The sequence below is a fragment of the Rhodothermus marinus genome, from assembly GCF_009936275.1.
In the GTDB taxonomy this organism is placed as follows: Bacteria; Bacteroidota; Rhodothermia; order Rhodothermales; family Rhodothermaceae; genus Rhodothermus; species Rhodothermus marinus_A.
In genome coordinates this window covers 242,407-261,310 of record NZ_AP019797.1, presented here as the reverse complement: position 1 = coordinate 261,310, position 18,904 = coordinate 242,407, and the positions used below count along the sequence as shown (strand labels likewise).

At 64.3% G+C, this 18,904-nt stretch carries 19 protein-coding genes; 10 read left to right on the top strand and 9 right to left on the bottom strand.

Annotated features, from left to right (window positions below; genetic code table 11):
* Positions 1-61 precede the first annotated feature (61 nt).
* The 5 genes from GYH26_RS01260 to GYH26_RS01240 all read right to left on the bottom strand — a co-directional run bounded on the left by GYH26_RS01260 (position 62) and on the right by GYH26_RS01240 (position 3,799).
* Entirely contained in the window at positions 62-1,270 is a 1,209-nt protein-coding gene (locus tag GYH26_RS01260) for a pyridoxal phosphate-dependent aminotransferase (RefSeq protein ID WP_161540159.1), read from the bottom strand.
* Positions 1,271-1,343: 73 nt separating this feature from the next.
* Positions 1,344-1,832, bottom strand: a complete 489-nt coding sequence (coaD, locus tag GYH26_RS01255) for a pantetheine-phosphate adenylyltransferase (RefSeq protein WP_012842774.1) — start codon at positions 1,830-1,832, stop codon at positions 1,344-1,346.
* Positions 1,833-1,837: 5 nt separating this feature from the next.
* Positions 1,838-2,386, bottom strand: a complete 549-nt coding sequence (locus tag GYH26_RS01250; RefSeq protein WP_161540158.1) for an RsmD family RNA methyltransferase — start codon at positions 2,384-2,386, stop codon at positions 1,838-1,840.
* 16 nt (positions 2,387-2,402) lie between these two features.
* Positions 2,403-3,308: a hypothetical protein gene (locus GYH26_RS01245; RefSeq protein ID WP_161540157.1), complete on the bottom strand. Its 906-nt coding sequence runs from the start codon at positions 3,306-3,308 to the stop codon at positions 2,403-2,405.
* Between the two features lie 32 nt (positions 3,309-3,340).
* On the bottom strand, positions 3,341-3,799 hold the full coding sequence (locus tag GYH26_RS01240) for a hypothetical protein (protein WP_161540156.1): 459 nt from the start codon (positions 3,797-3,799) through the stop codon (positions 3,341-3,343).
* Between the two features lie 210 nt (positions 3,800-4,009).
* Here GYH26_RS01240 and GYH26_RS01235 point away from each other — a divergent pair, with 210 nt between their 5' ends.
* On the top strand, positions 4,010-4,735 hold the full coding sequence (locus GYH26_RS01235) for a pyridoxine 5'-phosphate synthase (RefSeq protein WP_197738539.1): 726 nt from the start codon (positions 4,010-4,012) through the stop codon (positions 4,733-4,735).
* A 10-nt stretch (positions 4,736-4,745) separates the two neighbouring features.
* Entirely contained in the window at positions 4,746-5,681 is a 936-nt protein-coding gene (gene era / locus GYH26_RS01230; protein WP_161540154.1) for a GTPase Era, read from the top strand.
* Here era and GYH26_RS01225 read toward each other — a convergent pair.
* Together GYH26_RS01225 and GYH26_RS01220 are read right to left on the bottom strand one after the other, a co-directional pair.
* Positions 5,675-6,886, bottom strand: coding sequence for a 4-phosphoerythronate dehydrogenase (locus GYH26_RS01225; protein ID WP_242006525.1), 1,212 nt, complete (start codon positions 6,884-6,886; stop codon positions 5,675-5,677). The genes era and GYH26_RS01225 overlap by 7 nt on opposite strands.
* Before the next feature lie 70 nt (positions 6,887-6,956).
* Positions 6,957-8,450 carry a TolB family protein gene (locus GYH26_RS01220; protein ID WP_161540152.1) on the bottom strand — a complete coding sequence of 498 codons (1,494 nt, stop codon included), beginning with the start codon at positions 8,448-8,450 and terminating at the stop codon, positions 6,957-6,959.
* Positions 8,451-8,731: 281 nt separating this feature from the next.
* Between GYH26_RS01220 and GYH26_RS01215 the strand changes: the two genes are divergently transcribed.
* Positions 8,732-9,385 (top strand): cell wall hydrolase, encoded by a 654-nt coding sequence (locus GYH26_RS01215; RefSeq protein WP_174238062.1) that lies wholly within the window; start codon positions 8,732-8,734, stop codon positions 9,383-9,385.
* Between the two features lie 88 nt (positions 9,386-9,473).
* Positions 9,474-10,490: an endonuclease/exonuclease/phosphatase family protein gene (locus tag GYH26_RS01210; protein WP_161540151.1), complete on the top strand. Its 1,017-nt coding sequence runs from the start codon at positions 9,474-9,476 to the stop codon at positions 10,488-10,490.
* A gap of 58 nt (positions 10,491-10,548) precedes the next feature.
* On the opposite strand, the gene GYH26_RS01205 is transcribed toward GYH26_RS01210, so the two are convergent.
* Positions 10,549-11,184, bottom strand: coding sequence for a porin family protein (locus tag GYH26_RS01205; RefSeq protein ID WP_161540150.1), 636 nt, complete (start codon positions 11,182-11,184; stop codon positions 10,549-10,551).
* A 110-nt stretch (positions 11,185-11,294) separates the two neighbouring features.
* Between GYH26_RS01205 and bshA the strand changes: the two genes are divergently transcribed.
* Both bshA and GYH26_RS01195 read left to right on the top strand, forming a co-directional pair.
* Positions 11,295-12,443: an N-acetyl-alpha-D-glucosaminyl L-malate synthase BshA gene (gene bshA / locus GYH26_RS01200; protein ID WP_161540149.1), complete on the top strand. Its 1,149-nt coding sequence runs from the start codon at positions 11,295-11,297 to the stop codon at positions 12,441-12,443.
* Positions 12,444-12,448: 5 nt separating this feature from the next.
* Positions 12,449-13,525 carry a hypothetical protein gene (locus GYH26_RS01195; RefSeq protein ID WP_161540148.1) on the top strand — a complete coding sequence of 359 codons (1,077 nt, stop codon included), beginning with the start codon at positions 12,449-12,451 and terminating at the stop codon, positions 13,523-13,525.
* Positions 13,526-13,552: 27 nt separating this feature from the next.
* On the opposite strand, the gene GYH26_RS01190 is transcribed toward GYH26_RS01195, so the two are convergent.
* Positions 13,553-14,200: an MBL fold metallo-hydrolase gene (locus GYH26_RS01190; RefSeq protein WP_161540147.1), complete on the bottom strand. Its 648-nt coding sequence runs from the start codon at positions 14,198-14,200 to the stop codon at positions 13,553-13,555.
* Positions 14,201-14,359: 159 nt separating this feature from the next.
* On the opposite strand from GYH26_RS01190, the gene GYH26_RS01185 reads away from it, so the two are divergent.
* Genes GYH26_RS01185 through rtcA form a run of 4 tightly spaced genes read left to right on the top strand, consistent with a single transcriptional unit; the run spans position 14,360 to position 18,863 of the window.
* Positions 14,360-15,616, top strand: coding sequence for a metallophosphoesterase (locus GYH26_RS01185; protein ID WP_161540146.1), 1,257 nt, complete (start codon positions 14,360-14,362; stop codon positions 15,614-15,616).
* A 10-nt stretch (positions 15,617-15,626) separates the two neighbouring features.
* Positions 15,627-17,072 carry an LptF/LptG family permease gene (locus GYH26_RS01180; RefSeq protein ID WP_161540145.1) on the top strand — a complete coding sequence of 482 codons (1,446 nt, stop codon included), beginning with the start codon at positions 15,627-15,629 and terminating at the stop codon, positions 17,070-17,072.
* Positions 17,041-17,781 (top strand): 16S rRNA (cytidine(1402)-2'-O)-methyltransferase, encoded by a 741-nt coding sequence (rsmI, locus tag GYH26_RS01175; protein ID WP_161540144.1) that lies wholly within the window; start codon positions 17,041-17,043, stop codon positions 17,779-17,781. The genes GYH26_RS01180 and rsmI overlap by 32 nt, the downstream gene beginning before the upstream one ends.
* Entirely contained in the window at positions 17,778-18,863 is a 1,086-nt protein-coding gene (gene rtcA, locus GYH26_RS01170) for an RNA 3'-terminal phosphate cyclase (RefSeq protein WP_161540143.1), read from the top strand. Before rsmI ends, rtcA begins: the two co-directional genes overlap by 4 nt.
* Positions 18,864-18,904: the final 41 nt, after the last annotated feature.

The window sequence follows — 18,904 nt, the reverse complement described above, 5'->3', positions numbered from 1 at the left end:
TCCGACTTCGTTCGACATCGACCCGCTCATACGATCCGAGCGCCCGAATGCTTCCCGGTGCTCATTGCAGGGCCGCCAGCCCGGCTTCGATGCGCCGCATGGCCTCGGCCAGGTTTTCCATTGAGGCGGCATACGAGATGCGCACGCCGTTCGGATCGCCGAAGGCCTGGCCGGGTACCAGCGCCACATGGCACTGCTCCAGCAGGTACAGGCAGAGCGACTCGCTGTCGGTGATCGTCCGGCCGTCCGGCGTGCGCCGCCCGTAGAAGGCCGACACCTGCGGAAAGAGATAGAACGCCCCTTCCGGCTTCGGACAGGTGATGCCGTCAATGGCCTGCAGCCGCTCCAGCATGAAGTCGCGCCGCTGGCGGAAGGCGGCGACCATTTCCCGGATCGGCCCTTTGTCCATCTGCAGCGCGGCCAGCCCGGCCTTCTGCGAGATGCTGCAGGGGGCCGAGGTGAACTGACTCTGCACCTTGGCCGCCGCTTTGACGATGGGCCGCTCGGCCGCCAGATAGCCCAGCCGCCAGCCCGTCATGGCGAATCCCTTCGAGAAGCCGTTCACCGTGATCGTCCGCTCCTTCATGCCGGGCAGGCTCGCAAACGACACGTGCCTTGCGTCGAACAGGATGTATTCGTAGATCTCGTCCGAAAGCACGTAGACGTGCTCGTGGCGGCGCAGCACGTCGGCCAGCGCCTCCAGTTCTTCGGGCGCGTAGACCGTCCCCGTCGGGTTCGACGGCGAGCAGAGAATCAGCAGACGCGTGCGCTCGGTGATGGCCGCCTCCAGCTGCTCCGGCGTCAGCCGGTAGCCGGTTTCGACCGAGGTGGGCAGGATGACCGGCGTGGCCCCGGCCAGCCGGACCATCTCGGGGTAGCTGACCCAGTAAGGCGCCGGGATCAGCACTTCGTCCTCGGGCCGGCAGAGCACCTCGATGGCCATCGCCACGGCCTGCTTGGCCCCGTTCGTGCAGAGGATCTGGTCCGGCTCGTAGGTCAGCCCGTTCTCCTCGGCCAGCTTGCGGCAGATGGCCTCGCGGAGCTCGAGCATGCCCGCGTTTTCCGTGTAGTGTGTGAAGCCCTCCCGGATGGCCTGAATGGCGGCCTCGGCGATGGGTGCCGGTGTGTCGAAGTCCGGCTCACCGGCGCTCAGACTGATCACCGGCTTGCCTTCACGACGCAACTGCTTGGCCCGTGCCGTCATGGCCAGCGTGGCCGACGGCTGCACGGCCATCACCCGGGGATTGAACGTGTCGAGCTGCAGCGACATGGACGCTCTCGATTGGGTAGGAATTTTTACGGCAAAGATTTGCGCGGAAAGTTAAATGCAAAATGCGCCGGCTTCAACGGGCTGCACGTTTCTTCCGCAGCGCTTCAACAACGGGCGGCGGCACGAACAGGCTCACGTCGCCGCCCCAGCGATGGATCTCGCGCACGATCGAAGAGCTGATCATTGCATATTCTTCGGAGGTCATCAAGAAAACCGTTTCCAGTTCGGGGTACAGGCGACGGTTGGCAAACGCCATGCGAAATTCGTACTCAAAATCGCTCACCTGACGCAATCCGCGCACCAGCGCCGTGGCGCCGCGGGCTCGCGCGTGATCGACCAGCAGCCCCTCGAAAGCCACCACCTCGACGCGGTCCAGGTGCGCCGTGCACTGACGGATCAGCTCACAGCGTTCCTCGATGGAAAACAGCGGCTCCTTGCCGATGTTGACCGCCACGGTCACCTCTACCCGGTCGAAGATCCGAAGCGCACGCTCGACGATGTCGAGATGGCCGTAGGTGAACGGATCGAACGAGCCGGGGTAGAGGGCCAGGCGTTCACGCATGGGCGTCAGCGTTCGACGGGTTGCGGACGAAACACCGAGACGATCGTGCGACCGTAGCGTCGGCTGGTATCCAGATGCGGATGGCCCTCGAAGTTATGGCGCTTGTCGTGCTCAAGGATAAACAGGCCGTGCGGCTTCAGGTGAGGGAATGCCAGCTCCGGAAGCTGCGGCAGCTCGGGCAGATCGTAGGGCGGATCGGCCAGAATCAGGTCGAAGGGCGGCCCGCTGTAACGGCGCAGGTACTCGACGGCGTCGCCCCGAATGAATTCACAGGCATCCTCGACGCCCAGCGCCCGTGCGTTTTCTCGGGCGCAGACCAGCACCGGCCCCTGTAGTTCGACGAACGTCACGGCTACCGCGCCCCGGCTGATGGCCTCCAGCCCGAGCGCGCCGGTGCCGGCAAACAGATCGAGCACGTCGGCACCCTCCAGGTCCATCCGGCTTTCGACCAGATGGAAGAGTGACTCGCGCGTGCGGTCGGTGGTGGGGCGGGTCAGGTGTCCCTTGGGTGCCCGCAGCGTTTTACGGCGAAATCGTCCGGCAATGATCCGCATGGCGACGTCTCCTCGCTCAGCTTAAAGCAACCCCGATGCAGGGCACGTACGCCACGGCTTCCGCCGGGTTCAACGCCTTCGGGTCCAGCGTGGTCAGCACTACGGGATTGAGCAGCATGGGCTCCACCGGAAACAGCAGCCGGAGTTGCTCCGAGAGCGCTTCGGGCACATGCGAGCCGTAGAGCGCCACCTGTTCGACCATGACCGCACTCAGCCCGAGCCGATGCAGGAGCGCCATGGAGAAATAGGCTACGTCTTCGGTTCCGGGCGCGAAGTGGCTCAGGTACCAGTGGCCCCGACGGCAGAGCGTAAACTCGGTGTGCGTCTTGTAGCAACCGATGGCCAGCCCGACCTCGGGCGGCACCTCGGGTTCCGGACCGGGCAGGCGGCGTAACGTCTCGGCCGCACCGGCCGCGCTGAGTCGGATGCGATGTCGGCTGCAGGGTGCCTGCTGGAGCACGCGTTCCAGATGCGCCTGCATGTGGCGGGGCAGCACGAGCACCTGATACCAGCGCGCCCGTTCGTCTTCCGTCAGCGGCTGGTGCATGCCGGGCTCGACGTGCAGGTGCAGCGCGTCGGCCGGTCGACCGGTAATCCAGGAAGCTTCGGCAAGCAGGCGGCCGTGCAGCGCATCCGGTTCAAGCGCCTCGGGCTGCAGGCTGGCAAAGGCCGTCACGCCATGCGTCGGGTGCAACGCCACGTCCAGTTCGTCGGCGACCAGACCGGCCAGCACGTCCCGCAAGGCTTCCCCCACGATGTCCAGGTAGCGCGGCGCCTCGGCCTGGAGTTCGTCCAGCACGCCGAAGTCGAAGTCGCAGCTTCCCAGCCGCAGAAGCTGATAGCGATCACCGCGTCGCTCCAGCTCGGCGTAGCGCAGGACCGCGTCGTGTAGTTCAATCCCCGCCCGTGCCCGGGCTTCCATAAGCCAGCGCTCCTGGCCGCCTGTGGACGGCCTTATTCCCAACTGGCTGCATTCAGCTTGGTAACGTCCGGCTCCAGCGAACCGATGTGATCGTCGGAGGCCGGATCCTTCAGGTAATAGATTTCTACACGCCCCGTGTCGTTCACCACGTACTCGAATTTGCCGTCGCGCGGCGAGTAGATCAGCGAATCCAGATTGAAACCGGGCCCGAAGATGCTGTCGGCCTTGGCCATCATGAACGAATCCTGACGGATCCAGGCCACCAGCGAGTCGAGCGTCGGCGGATAGTGATCGTACAGCAGCTCGTAGCGGATGAGGGCCGTGCGAATGTCGCTCATGCGGTCACGTGTCAGGCGCGTCAACTCCTGCTCACGCTTCACCGCCTTGTAGGGCTCGGTGATCGACAGATACAGGTAGTACGCCAGGACCACGATCACCACACCCAGCACAATCTGCAGAACAATGCGCGTAATCTGACCACGGGTAGCCATGCGTTGCGTGCTCCTCTGATGGCTGAATCGTTTAACGGTTGCCGAAAGAAAAAGTGACATGGGAGGCCATGTCGGCTCGGAAAATACAGGACACGTCCGCGAAATGCAACCACTTTCTTTTCACGGACGCGGTGTTTCCGCCCGCCCTGCAACCCGCCTGCCTGCGCTCCGGTTAAAGGGGCCGGTCCGTAAAACCGAAGCATGATTGCCGTGACCCGTCTGCTTGTCAACATCGACCACGTAGCCACGCTGCGCAATGCCCGGCGCGAGACGTTTCCCGATCCGGTGCAGGCGGCCGTGCTATGCGAGCTGGCCGGCGCCGACGGAATCGTCTTTCACCTGCGGGAAGACCGGCGGCACATCACCGACCGCGACGTCTTCCGCCTGAAGGAAGTCGTCCAGGGCAAACTGGACTTCGAGCTGTCCACCAACGAAGAGATCGTGTCCATCTGCTGTCAGGTGCGGCCGCACCTGGCCACGCTGGTGCCCGAGCGCCGGGAAGAGATCACCACCGAAGGGGGGCTGGACGTGCTCGCCAATCGGGCCCGACTGCAGGAGGTCATTCCCCGTCTGTTCGACGCCGGCATCGAGGAAGTAGCGCTGTTCGTCGATCCGGATCCGCGCCAGATCGAGGCAGCCCGCGAAGTGGGCGCCAATGCCATCGAGCTGCATACGGGCGACTTCGCCAACGCGCCCACCGAAGCGGCCCGCCGCGCCGAAGCCGAAAAGCTGGCCGCCGCTGCCCGTGTGGCGCACGAGCTGGGCCTGCAGGTCCACGCCGGACACGGCCTCGACTACCACAACTATCCGCTCTTTCGCGAAACCGTCCCCCACGTCCACGAAGTGTCGATCGGCTTTGCCATCATCGCCCGGGCCGTACTGGTGGGGCTGGAAACCGCCGTGCGCGAAATGCGTCGGCTCGTGAAGGGTTACTGATTCATACGCCATGGAACCGGAAAAAACGCCATCACAACCCTCGCTGCTGATCGATCCCTCGCAGCTCCCGCCCGAACATCGGAGCGGCTACGTCGCCATCGTGGGTAAGCCCAACGTGGGCAAAAGCACGCTGATGAACGCCCTGCTGGGCCACAAGCTGTCGATCGTCACCCCCAAGCCGCAGACGACCCGCCATCGCATTCTGGGCATCCTCTCGGGCGACACCTACCAGATCGTCTTCCTGGACACGCCCGGCGTGCTCAAGAAGGCCCGCTATAAACTGCACGAGCACATGCTCCGCACCGTCGATCGGGCGGTGGCCGACGCCGATCTCGTCCTGTTCATGGCCGAGGCCACGCAGAAGACGCCCGATACGATCAGCCTGAGCCATCTGGGAAATCGTCCGGCCATTCTGGCCCTCAACAAAATGGACCTGGTGCGTAACCAGGAGCAGGTGCTGCCGCTCGTGGACGCCTACATGAAGCAGTATCCTTTCGAGGCGGTGGTGCCCATTTCAGCGCTGACCGGCTACAACCTGGATGTGTTGCTCAAGGAGATCATCCATCGCCTGCCGCCGGGTCCGCCGTTTTATCCTAAAGACCAGCTCAGCGAGCATCCCGAGCGCTTCTTCGTGGCCGAGATTATCCGGGAAAAAATCTTCGAGCAGTTCCGCGAAGAGATTCCCTATGCCGCGCAGGTCAACATCGTGGACTACAAAGAGCGGCCGGAAGGCAAGGATTTCATCGATGCGGAGATCATCGTCGAGCGCCCCACGCAGAAGGCCATTCTGATCGGCAAAGGCGGTCAGGCGCTCAAGCGGCTGGGTACGGCGGCCCGTCAGGAGATCGAGGCGTTTCTGGGGCGGCCGGTTTACCTGCAACTGCACGTCAAGGTGCGCGAGGACTGGCGCAACCGCGACCGACTGCTGCGCTCCTACGGCTACTGAGCCATTGTTTCCGCCGCGACCAGCTGCACGCCCAGCCCGACCGCCACAGCTTCCTGCAGCGAATCCGGGACGAAGGCGCGGTCGATCCGGTGCACCGAAAAGCTCCGGCGACGGGGATAGGTGCGGCGCAGTTCCAGAAAGCGCTCGGCCCGTCGCTCCGGCGTGCCGTTCTGCATGACGATTCGAAAGCGGGCATCGTCGGCGGCAATGTCGTACATCTGGCGCACCAGCTCGGCGAGCCATTGCGTTTCAGGCAGCCGATAATCGGGCGGGATCAGGTCCAGCCGATCGCCGGGCTGAGGCTGGAGCAGCTCGCTGTCGTCCGCCCGCAGCGGCAGGTTCAGATGCCGGGCCAGCGCTTCGGCCAGCATGAGCGTGGCCCGCACCTTGCCGTCGTAAGAGTGCCCGGCGATGTGTGGCGTGGCGATGTCCACATGGGCGACCAGTTCCGGATCGGGCGCCGGTTCGCCTTCCCAGACGTCCAGCACGACCGCCTCCGGACGCCCCTGTTTCCGGGCTTCCAGCAGAGCCCTTCCGTCCACGACGGCCCCGCGCGACGTGTTCAGCAGCCAGGCCGAAGGACGCAGGCGGGCCAGTGCCGCCGCGTCGATCAGGTGATAGGTGGCATGCGGGCCGGTGCGCGTCAGCGGCACGTGCAGCGTTACAATGTCGGCTTCGGCCAGGATGGTCTCGAGCGGCACGAAGTCGGTGCGTCCGGTCTGTTCGGCCAGCGGCGGATCGCAGCAGAGCACTTCCAGACCCAGCGTGGGTAGCCGTCGGGCCAGCCGTCCCCCGATGTGGCCACAGCCGACGATGCCGACCACCCGCCCCCGCAGCGACACGTTTCGACGCACGGCCAGCTCCAGCAGCGCCGCCAGCACGTACTCGACGACGGCATCTGCATTGGCACCGGGCGCATGGGCAAACGCAATACCCCGCTTCTGCAGATAGGCCAGATCGACGTGATCGATCCCGCTGGTGGCCGAGCCCACGAACTGCACACGACTGCCTTCCAGCAGGGCCGCATCGACGCGGGTCACGCTACGCACCAGCAGCACGTCGCAATTGCGCACTGTAGCCGGCGTGATCTGATCAGCGGGCAACGGCCGCACGACCCCGAACCCCCTGAAAGCTTCACGTGCAAAGGGGATGTTCTCGTCGGCAACGATGCGCAGGGGGCGCTGCAGCCCGGGGTGCAGCAACATGGGTCCGGCCATTGCCTGGGTTTCCTAAAAGTACAAAGGAAATGTCCCGAACGCCAGAGGCCGTCCCTTTTCAGGGCCGCAACCTGTCGCTGTTGCTTACAAAGGCGGCATGGCGGCTGTCCGGCGCCCAGCTGTTCACGTTCAGCGTACCCTGCCCACCGTAGAGATAAGCCACGACGCGCGGGGAACCGCCCGCTGCCGGCATCATGCGCAGGTACACCGGCCGGTAGAATGGATGATCGCTCGGATCGACGTCCGGCAGGTACGAGAGAAACAGCACCCAGCGGCCGTCCGGAGAAACATGTGGAAACCAGTTGTTGAACGCGTCATCCGTAAACTGTTCGGGCTCGGTCCCGTCCGGCCGCATACGCCAGATCTGCATGGTGCCGCTCCGCACCGAGTTGAAGTAGATATACCGGCCATCCGGCGAGTACTCCGGCCCGTCGTCCAGCCCGGGTGTGTCCGTCAGCCGTACCTCCTCGCCACCTTCTACCGGGATGCGGTAGATGTCGTAGTCACCGTCGCGTTCGGCCGTGTAGACCAGATAGCGGCCGTCCGGAGACCAGCCATGCAGGTACGACGGACCGGTGGGCGTTACCTGACGGGGCGTGCCGCCTTCGATCGGCACCACGTAGATGATGGAACGCCCACCGTACTCCGGGGCATGATGACTCAGTCCCAGCCAGCGACCGTCCGGTGAAAGCACGTGGTCGTTGTTGTTCTGGGTGGCAAAGCCGGTCGGAATCACCGAAGGCCTTCGTGTGGCCAGATCGAACCGGTAGAGCAGACCGTCCTGGTTGTAAATGAGGGCGCGTCCGTCCGGCGTCCAGTTGGGCGCCTGGATGGACGCCTCACTGGTGTAGAGCACCTTGCGGCGGCCGGTCTCCACGTCCAGCACTTCCAGCAGGCTGCCGATGTAGTCCTGGTAGGGCACGAAGTCTTCAGGGGCCGGCACGATCAGTCGGACGTTATCGAACAGGGCCCGCTCCAGTACCGTATCGTTGTGCGCACAGACGAACAAACCGGCATAGACGGTATCGCCCAGCGCCAAGCCACTCAGTTCCTGCTGAACGAACGGTTCGCCAAAACGGGCGACCGAGGCGACGTAGCGATCCCCGTCGCGTTCCAGCTGAAAAACGTCCGGTCCCTTCACGGCAAAGCGAATCTCTTCGGTGGGACCACCGCGGACGCGGCGGAACTGCACCGCAGCCAGTCCGTCGCCGTGAATGGCAATGTCCACGTAGGGATCGTCCGGCCCCAGTCCGGCCCGGATGATCCAGCCCATCTTGCGGTGCGGATCCACCCCTTCCCCGAGGAAGTGGCCGCGCGCCTGCAGCATGAAGCGGCCCGTCATGCGCCGCCAGAGAAAGTGGAATGCATCCCGATCGCCCCACATGTTGGCACCCGAGCCGGCCACCACAAAAACCTGCTCCTCAGGGTCATAGGCGACCGTTCCCGGTCGCTTTACTTCGCCGACATCGCCATGGGCTTCGAACGGTCCCAGCGGTTGCGCCTGTGCGTTCACAACAATCAGCAGCCAGCCTCCCAGTAGCAATGCCCGCATTGTTTTATTCCATTTGATGGATCTGTCTGTATAGCATACGGAACATTGCCCTTCAAAGACAAGCCCGCGTGTCGGCACAGGTTTTGACCAAAGTATTGGCGTGCATTCATCAGATTTTCGCCACATGCTCACCAATACTTGGCATTTAGCGAAACTACCGACGCACTGCGTCATTAGTGCCGCCAAGGGCTGCCGGGTCGTCAACAGGCAGGTTCATCACAGCCGCAGGCTGTCTGGCTGTTGACGACTCGGTTTGTTTTATGAACCAACCCGGTACGACTATGAGAAGCAGGCGAACAGCAGGTTTATTGCTGCTGGCGCTGCTCCTGCTGATGACCGGCGTTCTGGCGTTACATACGGATCGGTTGTTGGGTGACACCTCCCCCAGGGTTGAGGATACAGCGCAGGTGTACATAGAACTGGACTCGCTACAGACGGTACGGGCGCACCTGGTTCGGCTGGGTGCGCGTCGGCTGCCGCCGGTGCCGCCTGAAGCAATCGACTCAGAGACACTCTGGCTGGCACGGGTCATCTACTCCGAGACGAAGCGTCCCGAGGAGATGGAACTGGTGGCCTGGGTGGTCCGGAACCGCGTCGAGACGCGGTTCCGCGGCAAGGCCACCTACCGGGACGTGGTGCTCGATCCGTTCCAGTTCAGTGCCTTCATTCCCTACAACCCGCGCCGGCAGTATTACATGCGCCTGACGCCCCATTCCAGGGCGCCCGGCTGGCAGCAGGCGCTCAGCATCGCCTACTACGTACGCTTTGCGGATACAACGCATCGGCCGTTTTCCATCCGCACGCGCCATTTTTACAGCGAGCAGTCTATGACCGGCCGCCTGCTGCCCGTCTGGGCCGAAGGTGTCCATCCCGTACAACCCATGCGCTACCGGGTGGACGCACAGCGCTTCCGGTTTTACGAAGATATCTCCTGACACATCGCCACGCTTTCCGTAACTTGAAGGCCCGCGCTACAGAGACGCGGGCCTTTTTTGTTCCGAGAGCAGACATTCCGAACGTCCCATGCTGCGCCGTCTGACGCCCCTTTTGCTGACCATCTTCCTGCTGGTTCCTGCCTGTCGGCAGACCGAGCCGGAACCGGAAATCGTCGAATATCCGCGCGAAGGACTTTTCGTGCCCGAACCGCCCCCCGAGTATCGGGCCGAGGGCATCCGGATCGCGACGCTCAACACGTTCTTCCTGTTCGACGGCTACGGCGACGAAGGCCAGGCCGATTTTCCGCACAAGGGCAATCCCGAAGCGGCCCGTCGCCATCGCGCACGCATTGCACAGGTACTGCGCATGATCGACGCGGACCTTGTCGTCCTCCAGGAGGTGGAAAACGAAGAGGTGCTCCGGCGCATGGTGACCGAGGACCTGCCCGATCTGAACTATGAGGTCCATTTCGTGCAGGGACACGATACGTTCACCGGCCAGGATGTGGCCGTGCTGTCCCGCCTTCCGGTCGAAAAGATCGGCCGCACCGAGGAGCGCGTGCCGGTAGAAGGGACCGACGACACCTACGGCGTAAGCAAAAACATCTGGGTACGTCTCTACCTGGGCGATCTGCCCGCTACGATCATCGGCGTGCACTTTCTGGCGCAGCCAGACGACTCGCGTCGCAAGCCCCGCCGCGAAGCCCAGGCCGAGGTCATCCGCCGACTGGTCGAACGCGAACTGGCCGCCGGACGCGCCGTGGCTGTGCTCGGCGACTTCAACGACTACGACGACGCAATCCCTGACCTGAACGGCCACCGGCCGATCACCCGCACGCTGGCGCTGGTCAAAGCGGCCGGACCGGGACCCGACGACGACCTTTACAACGTGATGGCCGAAGTGCCCCAGCACGATCGTTTCACCGTCTTCTACGACGCCGACGAGGACTGGCAGGTGGAATGGCCAGAGCTGGCCGCCATCGACCACGTGCTGCTTTCGCCCCGGCTTCGTGCCCGCCTGCGCGAGGTACACTATGTGCAGGCCTACGACCCGCGCACCGTCACCGACCATTTTCCCATAGTGGTCATACTGGCCCCCCGCTGAAAAGCAGCAGGCCGCTCCGATGTTGGAGCGGCCTTCTTGTCGCAGATCGCTCACGGGCTTAAAGCGCTACCCCCACGCGCAGCATCACCACGTTCAGGTGCTGGCGGGCGTCGGGATTGATCTCGACCCCGGCCACTTCAAATCCTTTGGTAAACTCTGTGATGCCGAAAGTATATTGCAATTCAGGATAGAGCCGCAGTCCCAGCAGGCTCACCTCCACCCCCACGCCCAGACTACCGGCCAGGCTGAATTCTTTCAGATTATCCTTGATGCCCTCGTCACCAGACGGAAAACGCAGCACCGGACCGGCCATCACGTACGGCGTAAGAAACGGCAGCGTCATCCGGTAACGCACATCGATGGGAATCTCCAGCAGGGACACGTCGAAGCCTTCCTGAACTGATGGATCAGAAAGATCTTCCCGGAATCCCCGGTACAGAGACCCGGCGTCCATATAACGCAATCCGGGGCGAATGGCCACCGGTCCCAGCGGCAGATCGAACCAGACGGCCACGTGCCAGCCCTGGCTGTTGTCGAACGTGGCCCGGGTATCACCGGTTTTGATGTCGCTGAGCTGGTTGAAGTTGAGCCCCAGCGAAACGCCCAGTTGCGCCTGCGCGGTGGTCGGTAACGCAAGCAGCACCAAAAGCAACCCATACGAAAAGAAACGCGAAGCAACCGTCTGTCTGACCATAAGCCTTTCTGTTCCGGTTTGGTGAATGGTTACGTCTGCGGTGCAACCTGAACTCCGGCATCGGGTTCATGCTAACACGCCGCCTTGAGAAAATACCACCCGCCATCCCCATGCGCATCGGAATTTCCTGCTACCCGGTCTACGGAGGCAGCGGCGTGGTGGCCACCGAGCTGGGCAAAGCCCTGGCCGCCCGCGGCCACGAGATCCATTTTATCGCATACTCCATGCCGTTTCGGCTCTCGCACATCACCGAGCGCATCTATTTTCACGAAGTCAACGTCAACACCTACCCGCTTTTCGAATATCCGCCCTACGATCTGGCGCTGACCAGCAAGATGGTGGACGTGGTCAAGTACGAAAAGCTGGACCTGCTGCACGTCCACTATGCGATTCCGCACGCCACCAGCGCCGTGCTGGCCCGTCAGATTCTGGAAAAACAGGGCCTCTATGTGCCGGTCATCACCACGCTGCACGGCACCGACATCACGATCGTGGGGCAGGACCCATCGTTCAACCCGGTGGTCACCTATTCGATCAACGAATCGGACGGCGTCACGGCCGTTTCCGACTACCTGCGGCGCGAAACGCTCACGCACTTCGAGATCACCCGTCCCATCGAGGTCATTCCCAACTTCGTCAACACGCGGCGCTTTCGCCGGCTGAACAAGCTGCACTTCAAACAGGCCCTGTGTCCTGACGGCGAAAAGGTGATCGTGCACGTGTCCAACTTCCGGCCGGTCAAGCGCGTGCCGGAAGTGGTACGCGTCTTCCACCGGCTCCGGCAGGAAGGGCTGGCCGTCAAGCTGCTGCTGGTGGGCGACGGACCCGACCGCGTCCCGACCGAGCACCTGGCCCGTGAGCTGGGCGTCTACGACGACGTGCGCTTTCTGGGTAAGCAAGATCCGGTCGAAGAGATTCTTTCCATTGCGGACGTCTTCCTGATGCCCAGCGGCTCCGAGACGTTCGGCCTGGCCGCGCTCGAAGCGATGGCCTGCGGTGTGCCCGTTGTGGCCAGCAACATCGGCGGCCTGCCCGAGCTGATCGTCGACGGCGAGACCGGTTTCCTGTGCCCGCTGGGCGACCTGGACGCTTTCACCGAACGCACCCGTCGCATTCTCACCGACGACGAACTCTGGGCGCGCATGAGCCGGGCCGCCCGCCGCCGCGCCGTGGAACATTTCGACACGGAGCGCATCGTTCCCCGCTACGAAGCCTACTACGAGCAGGTGCTGGCCCAGGCCGCACCCCGCATGGTCTGACGATCATGGCGCATCTGATCAGCCGTAAAAAGCCGGCCTACCCGATCAGCGACTACCTGCGCACCTATCTGGAGCGCTACGGCCGCATCTACGACGGCGGCATCCGCTACGACGACCTGCTTCGCTACAACAACGCCATCCCGTTCTACGACGAACAGGGCCGCGACACGCTCTGGTCCACGGTCTTCTACCCGGAGCTGGAGCAGAAAGAAATCCACGACCGCCTGCGGCTCACCTACGCGCTCCTGAAGGCCGACGGCGACTTCTCTATCGCCGACCACCTCTACATCGACCGCATCGATCTGTGCCTCTACGGCAACACCTCGCCGTTCCGCGTGCGTATCGTCAACGCCCTCAACGACAACTTCGACTACTTTTACGTCAAGCGCGTCGATGCCAACCGCATCTACGGCCTCGAGCTGGAGCACATTCTCTCGCCCAACCGCATCAACTATTTCATCTGGGGCGACACGATCATCGAAGAGCACATCATCGGCATTCCCGGCGACGACTTCCTGAAAGACCACATGCCGACGAACCGATTCGACCAGGTGCGGCTGGCCAAAGAGTTCGTCAAATTCAACGAGCGCTGCTTCGTGCGGCTGCTGGGCGACATGCACGCGGGCAACTTCGTCATCGACGGCACGCCCGATCTCGAAAAGTGGCACTACCGGATCCGGCCGATCGACTTTGACCAGCAGAGCCACCACTGGCGCAAGGAGGTCTATCTGCCCGAATGCTTCCCGCAGAATGCGCCTTTCGTGGAACTGGTGGCCGAGTACCTGCCCGAGGAGACGATCATCCAGTACCAGAAGGAAGAGCGGGCGCTGATCGCCAACCGGATGCGCGTCTCGCACGGGCGCTTCCAGGCGCTCATGGAGGTGATGCAGGAAGACCTGATCGCACCCGAGGAGAACGTCCGCCGCCTGGGTGTGCAACTGGCCGAGCACTACGGCGACGCCCGCTTCGAGCGCTGCCTGACCATGGGCGAACTGGTATGGTGCTCCACGCAGATCGTGCTCGAGCGAAGCCGTCCGGCCTCGGTGGCTTTCTACCTCCGGGCCGTTATGGGCCACCCCTGAACGAAAAGCACGCGCCGCCGCCTTTTTTCACAGAGGAAAAGCCCCGGTCAGAAACGGATTGTGCCGCCGCTCCCGGCCGATGGTGGTCTCGGGTCCGTGCCCCGGATAGACGCGCGTGTCGTCGCCCAGCGGGACCAGCTTCTGAAAGATCGACTGCATGAGCACGGGCAGGCTGCCGCCGGGCAGGTCGGTGCGTCCGATCGATCCCTGAAAGAGCACGTCGCCCACGATCACCAGTTTGTGTTTTTCATCGTAGAAGCTGATGGAGCCCGGCGAATGGCCCGGCGTGTGCAGCACCGTCCAGGTGGTCTGGCCGAACGTGATCGTGTCGCCTTCGTCCAGAAAGCCTTCCGGCGGCGGAGGCGCCTCGACCGGCACGCCAAAGAACTGCCCCTGTGCTTCGGCCTGCTCCAGAAACGGCACATCGGCCCGGTGCATCCAGAAGCCTTTCCCCGCATACTCGCTGAAAAACCGACAGCCAAAGATGTGATCGATGTGGCCGTGCGTCAGCAGCAGATGGCGCAAGCGCAATCCGTTGCGCTCCAGGTAATCGACCACGGCCTGCTGCTCGGCGCGCGTGTGGCAGGACGGATCGACCAGCACGGCCTCGTCACCGTCGTGACAGATATAACAGTTCGTCTGAAACGGATTGAACGTGAAGCGATGAATTTTCATGGCGCCGGATTGTCGCGTTTCGGGCAAACTTATCACGCCGACGGCGTTTTTGAAAGCGGCTGACCGGTTTTTCACGCAGCGTCCGACACGAAGCGGAACATCTCCGGGGCGTTTCCGTGCTGCTTAGGCCATCGACCGGAGGGAAACGACGTCGTACGTATGGGGCGGTTTGCGCTGTTTTCGGTCGGGCTCGTGCTGCTGACGCTGGCCATCGACGGATACGTGTACGTGAACTGGCGTCGTTTTGCCCGACCCCGACCGGCGCTGCGCTGGACGCTTGCCATCTACCGGGTGCTGCTGTGGACGATGCCGCTGGCGCTGCCGGGCTACTTTCTGCTGTTTCGCTGGTGGGAGGTGGAGCCCAAGCTGGCCCGCGCGCTGTTTTTTGGCCTCTGGGCCTTTTACTACGTGCCCAAGGTGCCCATCGCCCTGGTGCTGCTGCTGAAAGACGGCGTGCGGCTGGCTTCCCGCCTGATGGCGCGCCTGCGCCCGGCCCCACCGGCCCCCTCCACCCCCTCAACGAACTCTGCCCGCCGCATGAGTCGCGCCGAATTTCTGCAGAAGCTGGGCTGGTCGGCCGCCGCCCTGCCGTTCCTGGCCGTCGGTCACGGCGTGCTGCGCACGCTGTACGACTTTACCGTCCATCGGGTGACGCTGCCCATCCCCGACCTGCCCCGAGCGCTCGACGGGCTGACCATCGGTCAGATTTCGGACCTGCACGCCGGTTCGTTTTTCGACGAGCGGCCGGCCCACGAGGCCGTCGAGCTGCTGCTGGCGCTCAAGCCCGACCTGGTCGTGATCACCGGCGACTACGTCAACCACGACGCCGACGAACTGCCCATCATCCTGCCAGCGCTCCGGAAGCTGAAGGCCGAGCTGGGCGTCTGGGGCTGCCTGGGCAACCATGACCATTACGCCCACACGCCCGACGTGGTGCGACGACTGCACGAGCAGACCCCGCTGCGGCTGCTCATCAATGCCCACCATACGTTCCAGATCGACGGAGCCCGCCTGCACCTGATCGGTACCGACAACACGGGCTTCCGCCAGCGTTTTGCCGACCTGCCCCGGGCACTGCAGGGGCTGGAGGCCGACCCGAACGGCGAAGAATTCCGATTGCTGCTGGCGCACGATCCGACGTTCTGGGACCTGGAAGTGCGGCCTTCTTACCCCGACATCGACCTGATGCTCTGCGGGCACACGCACGGCGGCCAGATTGGCGTCGAGCTGGGTCCGCTGCGCTGGGGACTGGCCCGGCTCGTCTACCAGCGCTGGGCCGGCCTCTACGAGGAACCCGCACCATCCCGCCGGGGCCGTCAGTACCTGTACGTCAACCGGGGCGTGGGTACCGTCGGACCACCGCTCCGGCTGGGCATCCGCCCCGAAATCACGCTGATCACGCTGCGCCGCGCCTGAACGGCCTGCCATGAAGCGGCTCCACCGCATGACGCTCGGCATGCTGCCCGGCCCGTTCCTGGGCTGGTTCGGCACGCTGATGTTTCTGCTCGTCATGCAGTTTCTCATCAAGTACCTGCCCGATCTGGTCGGCAAAGGCCTGCCGCTGGGCGTCATCCTGGAGCTGATCAGCTACAACCTGGCCTACATGGTGGTGCTGGCCGTGCCCATGGCCACGCTGATCGCCATGATCATGACGTTCGGGCGGCTGGCCGAATCGAACGCCTATCAGGTGATCAAAAGTGCGGGCATCTCGCTGCCGCAGCTGACCTGGCCGCTGCTCATCGTGGGGCTGTTGCTGACCGGCGGCATGATGTATTTCAACAACCTGATCCTGCCCGAAGCCAATCACCGCGCCCGCAACCTCTGGATCGACATCCAGCGCAAAAAGCCCGGCTTTCAGCTGCAGCCCGGCGTCTTCTACGACGGCATCGAAGGCTACAGCATTCTCGTGCAGCACCGCGATCCCGAAACCGACTCGCTTCGGGACGTCACGATCTACGACTACCGCAACAGCGGCGAGCATGTCGTGCTGAAGGCACAACAGGGTCTGCTGCAGCCCATTGCAGGCGGACGCTTCATCGACCTGATTCTGGAAGACGGCGAATTTCACCGGCTGCGCCGCCTCGAAGGCCAGGAGCGGTACGAGCGGCTGGCGTTTGGCCGCTACCGGCTGCGGCTGGACCTGTCGGACTTCGTGTTTACCCGGAGCCAGGAAGAAGGCTACCGCACCGACCGCACGACGCCTACCCCGCAGATGCTGGCGCTGGTCGATTCGATGGCGGCGGAGGTGCAACGCAACCGGACCCGCATTCGTCGGCTTCTGCTGCGTGTGCTGGGCGACACGGTGAGCGCTGCGCCTGCACCTGAACCGCCGCCTTTACAACGGGCTGCAGCCGACTCCGCCCGTCAGGCCACGCGACCGGCCCTTCGGGGTCTTTCGGAAAGCCAGCAGGCCAGGCTCTACGAGCTGGCCCTGCAGCAGACCCGACGGCTTCAGACCGAAATCGAAGACCTGCAGCGCTCGATCCAGTGGACCGAACGCCGGGCCGACCGCTACCGCGTCGAGATCCACAAGAAGTTTTCCATTGCCGTCGCCTGCCTGATCTTTGTGCTCATCGGCATGCCGCTGGGGCTGAGCGTGCGCCGGGGCGGTCTGGGGCTGGCCGGCGGACTGGCGCTGGGCATTTTTCTGTTCTACTGGATCACGCTCGTGCAGGGCGAAAAGCTGGCCGACCGGGGCTACCTGGCCCCCTGGATCGGCATGTGGTTGCCCAATCTGGTGATGGGGTTGCTCGGGGTAGCGCTGTTCGTGTACGTTTCGTTCGACCTGCGCGTGACGCGCCCGCTGACCTGGCTGGGCCGAAAACTGAAGACGCTGCGCCATGCTCTATCTCGTTCCTACGCCTATCGGTAACCTGGAAGACCTGACGCTGCGGGCGCTGCGCATCCTGCGCGAGGTGGATCTGATCGCCTGCGAGGACACGCGCACCTCGGCCAAGCTGCTCCGGCACTACGGCATCACGACGCCCACCACGAGCTACCATGCCCACAACGAAGCCCGCAAAGCGGCCGAGCTGGTGGCCCGCATGGAGGCCGGAGCACGTGTGGCGCTGATCACCGATGCCGGCACGCCCGGCATCAGCGATCCCGGCTTTTACCTGGTGCGCGCATGCCTGCGGCGGCGCATTCCGGTCGTGGCACTGCCGGGCCCGACGGCCTTCGTGCCGGCGCTGGCCGTCAGCGGACTGCCCACCGATCGGTTCGTGTTCGAGGGCTTTCTGCCAGTCAAAAAAGGACGCCAGAAACGTCTGGCCGAGCTGGCCGCCGAGCCACGCACGATCGTGCTGTACGAATCGCCCCACCGGCTGCTGCGCACGCTGGACGACCTGGCCCGTGCGCTGGGCGACGAACGTCCGGCCGTCGTGGCCCGCGAGCTGACCAAGACGTTCGAGGAATTCGCGCGGGGCACGCTGCGCACGCTCCACGCGTACTATGCGGCGCAACCGCGCGTCCGGGGCGAGCTGGTGCTCGTGGTAGCCGGGACCGGCTACCGGCCTGATCCCGACTGGCCGCGCGACCAGGCCATGGTCGTTTCGTCCTACACCTCGGAGGCCGCCTCATGAGCACCCCTGCACCGCTGCGTCTCGACGGAAGCCGGCACTCCGGAAGCGGCACGCTCGTGCGCCAGGCCGTGGCACTGGCGGCGCTGGTAGGCCGTCCGCTCCATCTCTACAATGTGCGGGCCCGCCGCCAGCCGCCGGGCCTGCGTCCCCAGCACCTGAAAGCCGTCGAGGCCGTGGCCGAGCTGGTCGACGCCCGCCTGGAAGGCGCCGAGGTCGGAAGCCGACGGCTGACGTTCGTGCCCCGACGTCGTCCGCGCGGAGGCACGTACCAGTGGGACATCGGCACGGCCGGCTCCGCCACGCTGCTGGTGCAGACCGTGCTGCCCGTGCTGGCCTTCGCCGACGGTCCGAGCCGGGCGCTCATCCGCGGCGGGCTGTTTCAGGACTTTGCCCCGACCTACTTCCACCTGCGCCATGCGTTGCTGCCCCTGCTGCACCGCATGGGACTGGAAGCCCGACTGGAGATGCTACGGCCGGGCTACGTGCCCCGGGGCGGCGGCGAGCTGCTGCTGGAGGTGACGCCGCTCCGGGCGCCCCTGCGTCCGCTCCGGCTGGAGCAGCAGGGGCGCCCTGTACGCGTCTTCGGCGTAGCGCTGGCTTCCCACCTGAAGCAACGCCGCGTGGCCCGGCGCATGGCCGACCGCTGCCGCCAGCGCCTGCTTGAAGCCGGTTTGCCCCAGCCACACATCGAGACGATCGACGACACGAGCGCCTACCAGCCGGGCGCCGCGCTGGCCGTTTTTGTCGAGACCGACACCGGCGCGCTGCTGGGCGCCGATCAGGCCGGCGCACCCGGCCGCCCTTCGGAGGCCATCGCCGACAACGTGGCCCGCATGCTGCTCGAAGACCTGCGCAGTGGTGCCACCGTCGATCGCCATCTGGCCGACCAGCTCATCCCTTATGTCGCACTGGCCGACGGAACGTCGCTCTACCACGTGCCCGAAGTGACCGACCACGTGGCTTCGAGCTGCTGGCTCGTGGAGCTGTTCTTCAACGTGGCCGTGGAACTGCAGGGACGCACGCTTTCGGTCGAGGGCAAAGCGCTGCAGCCGACCACCGGCAGGACAACAACGACGCCCTGACGGCAACCCGCCCTGCAGGGCGGCGTTAGAAAGGCGTTTTT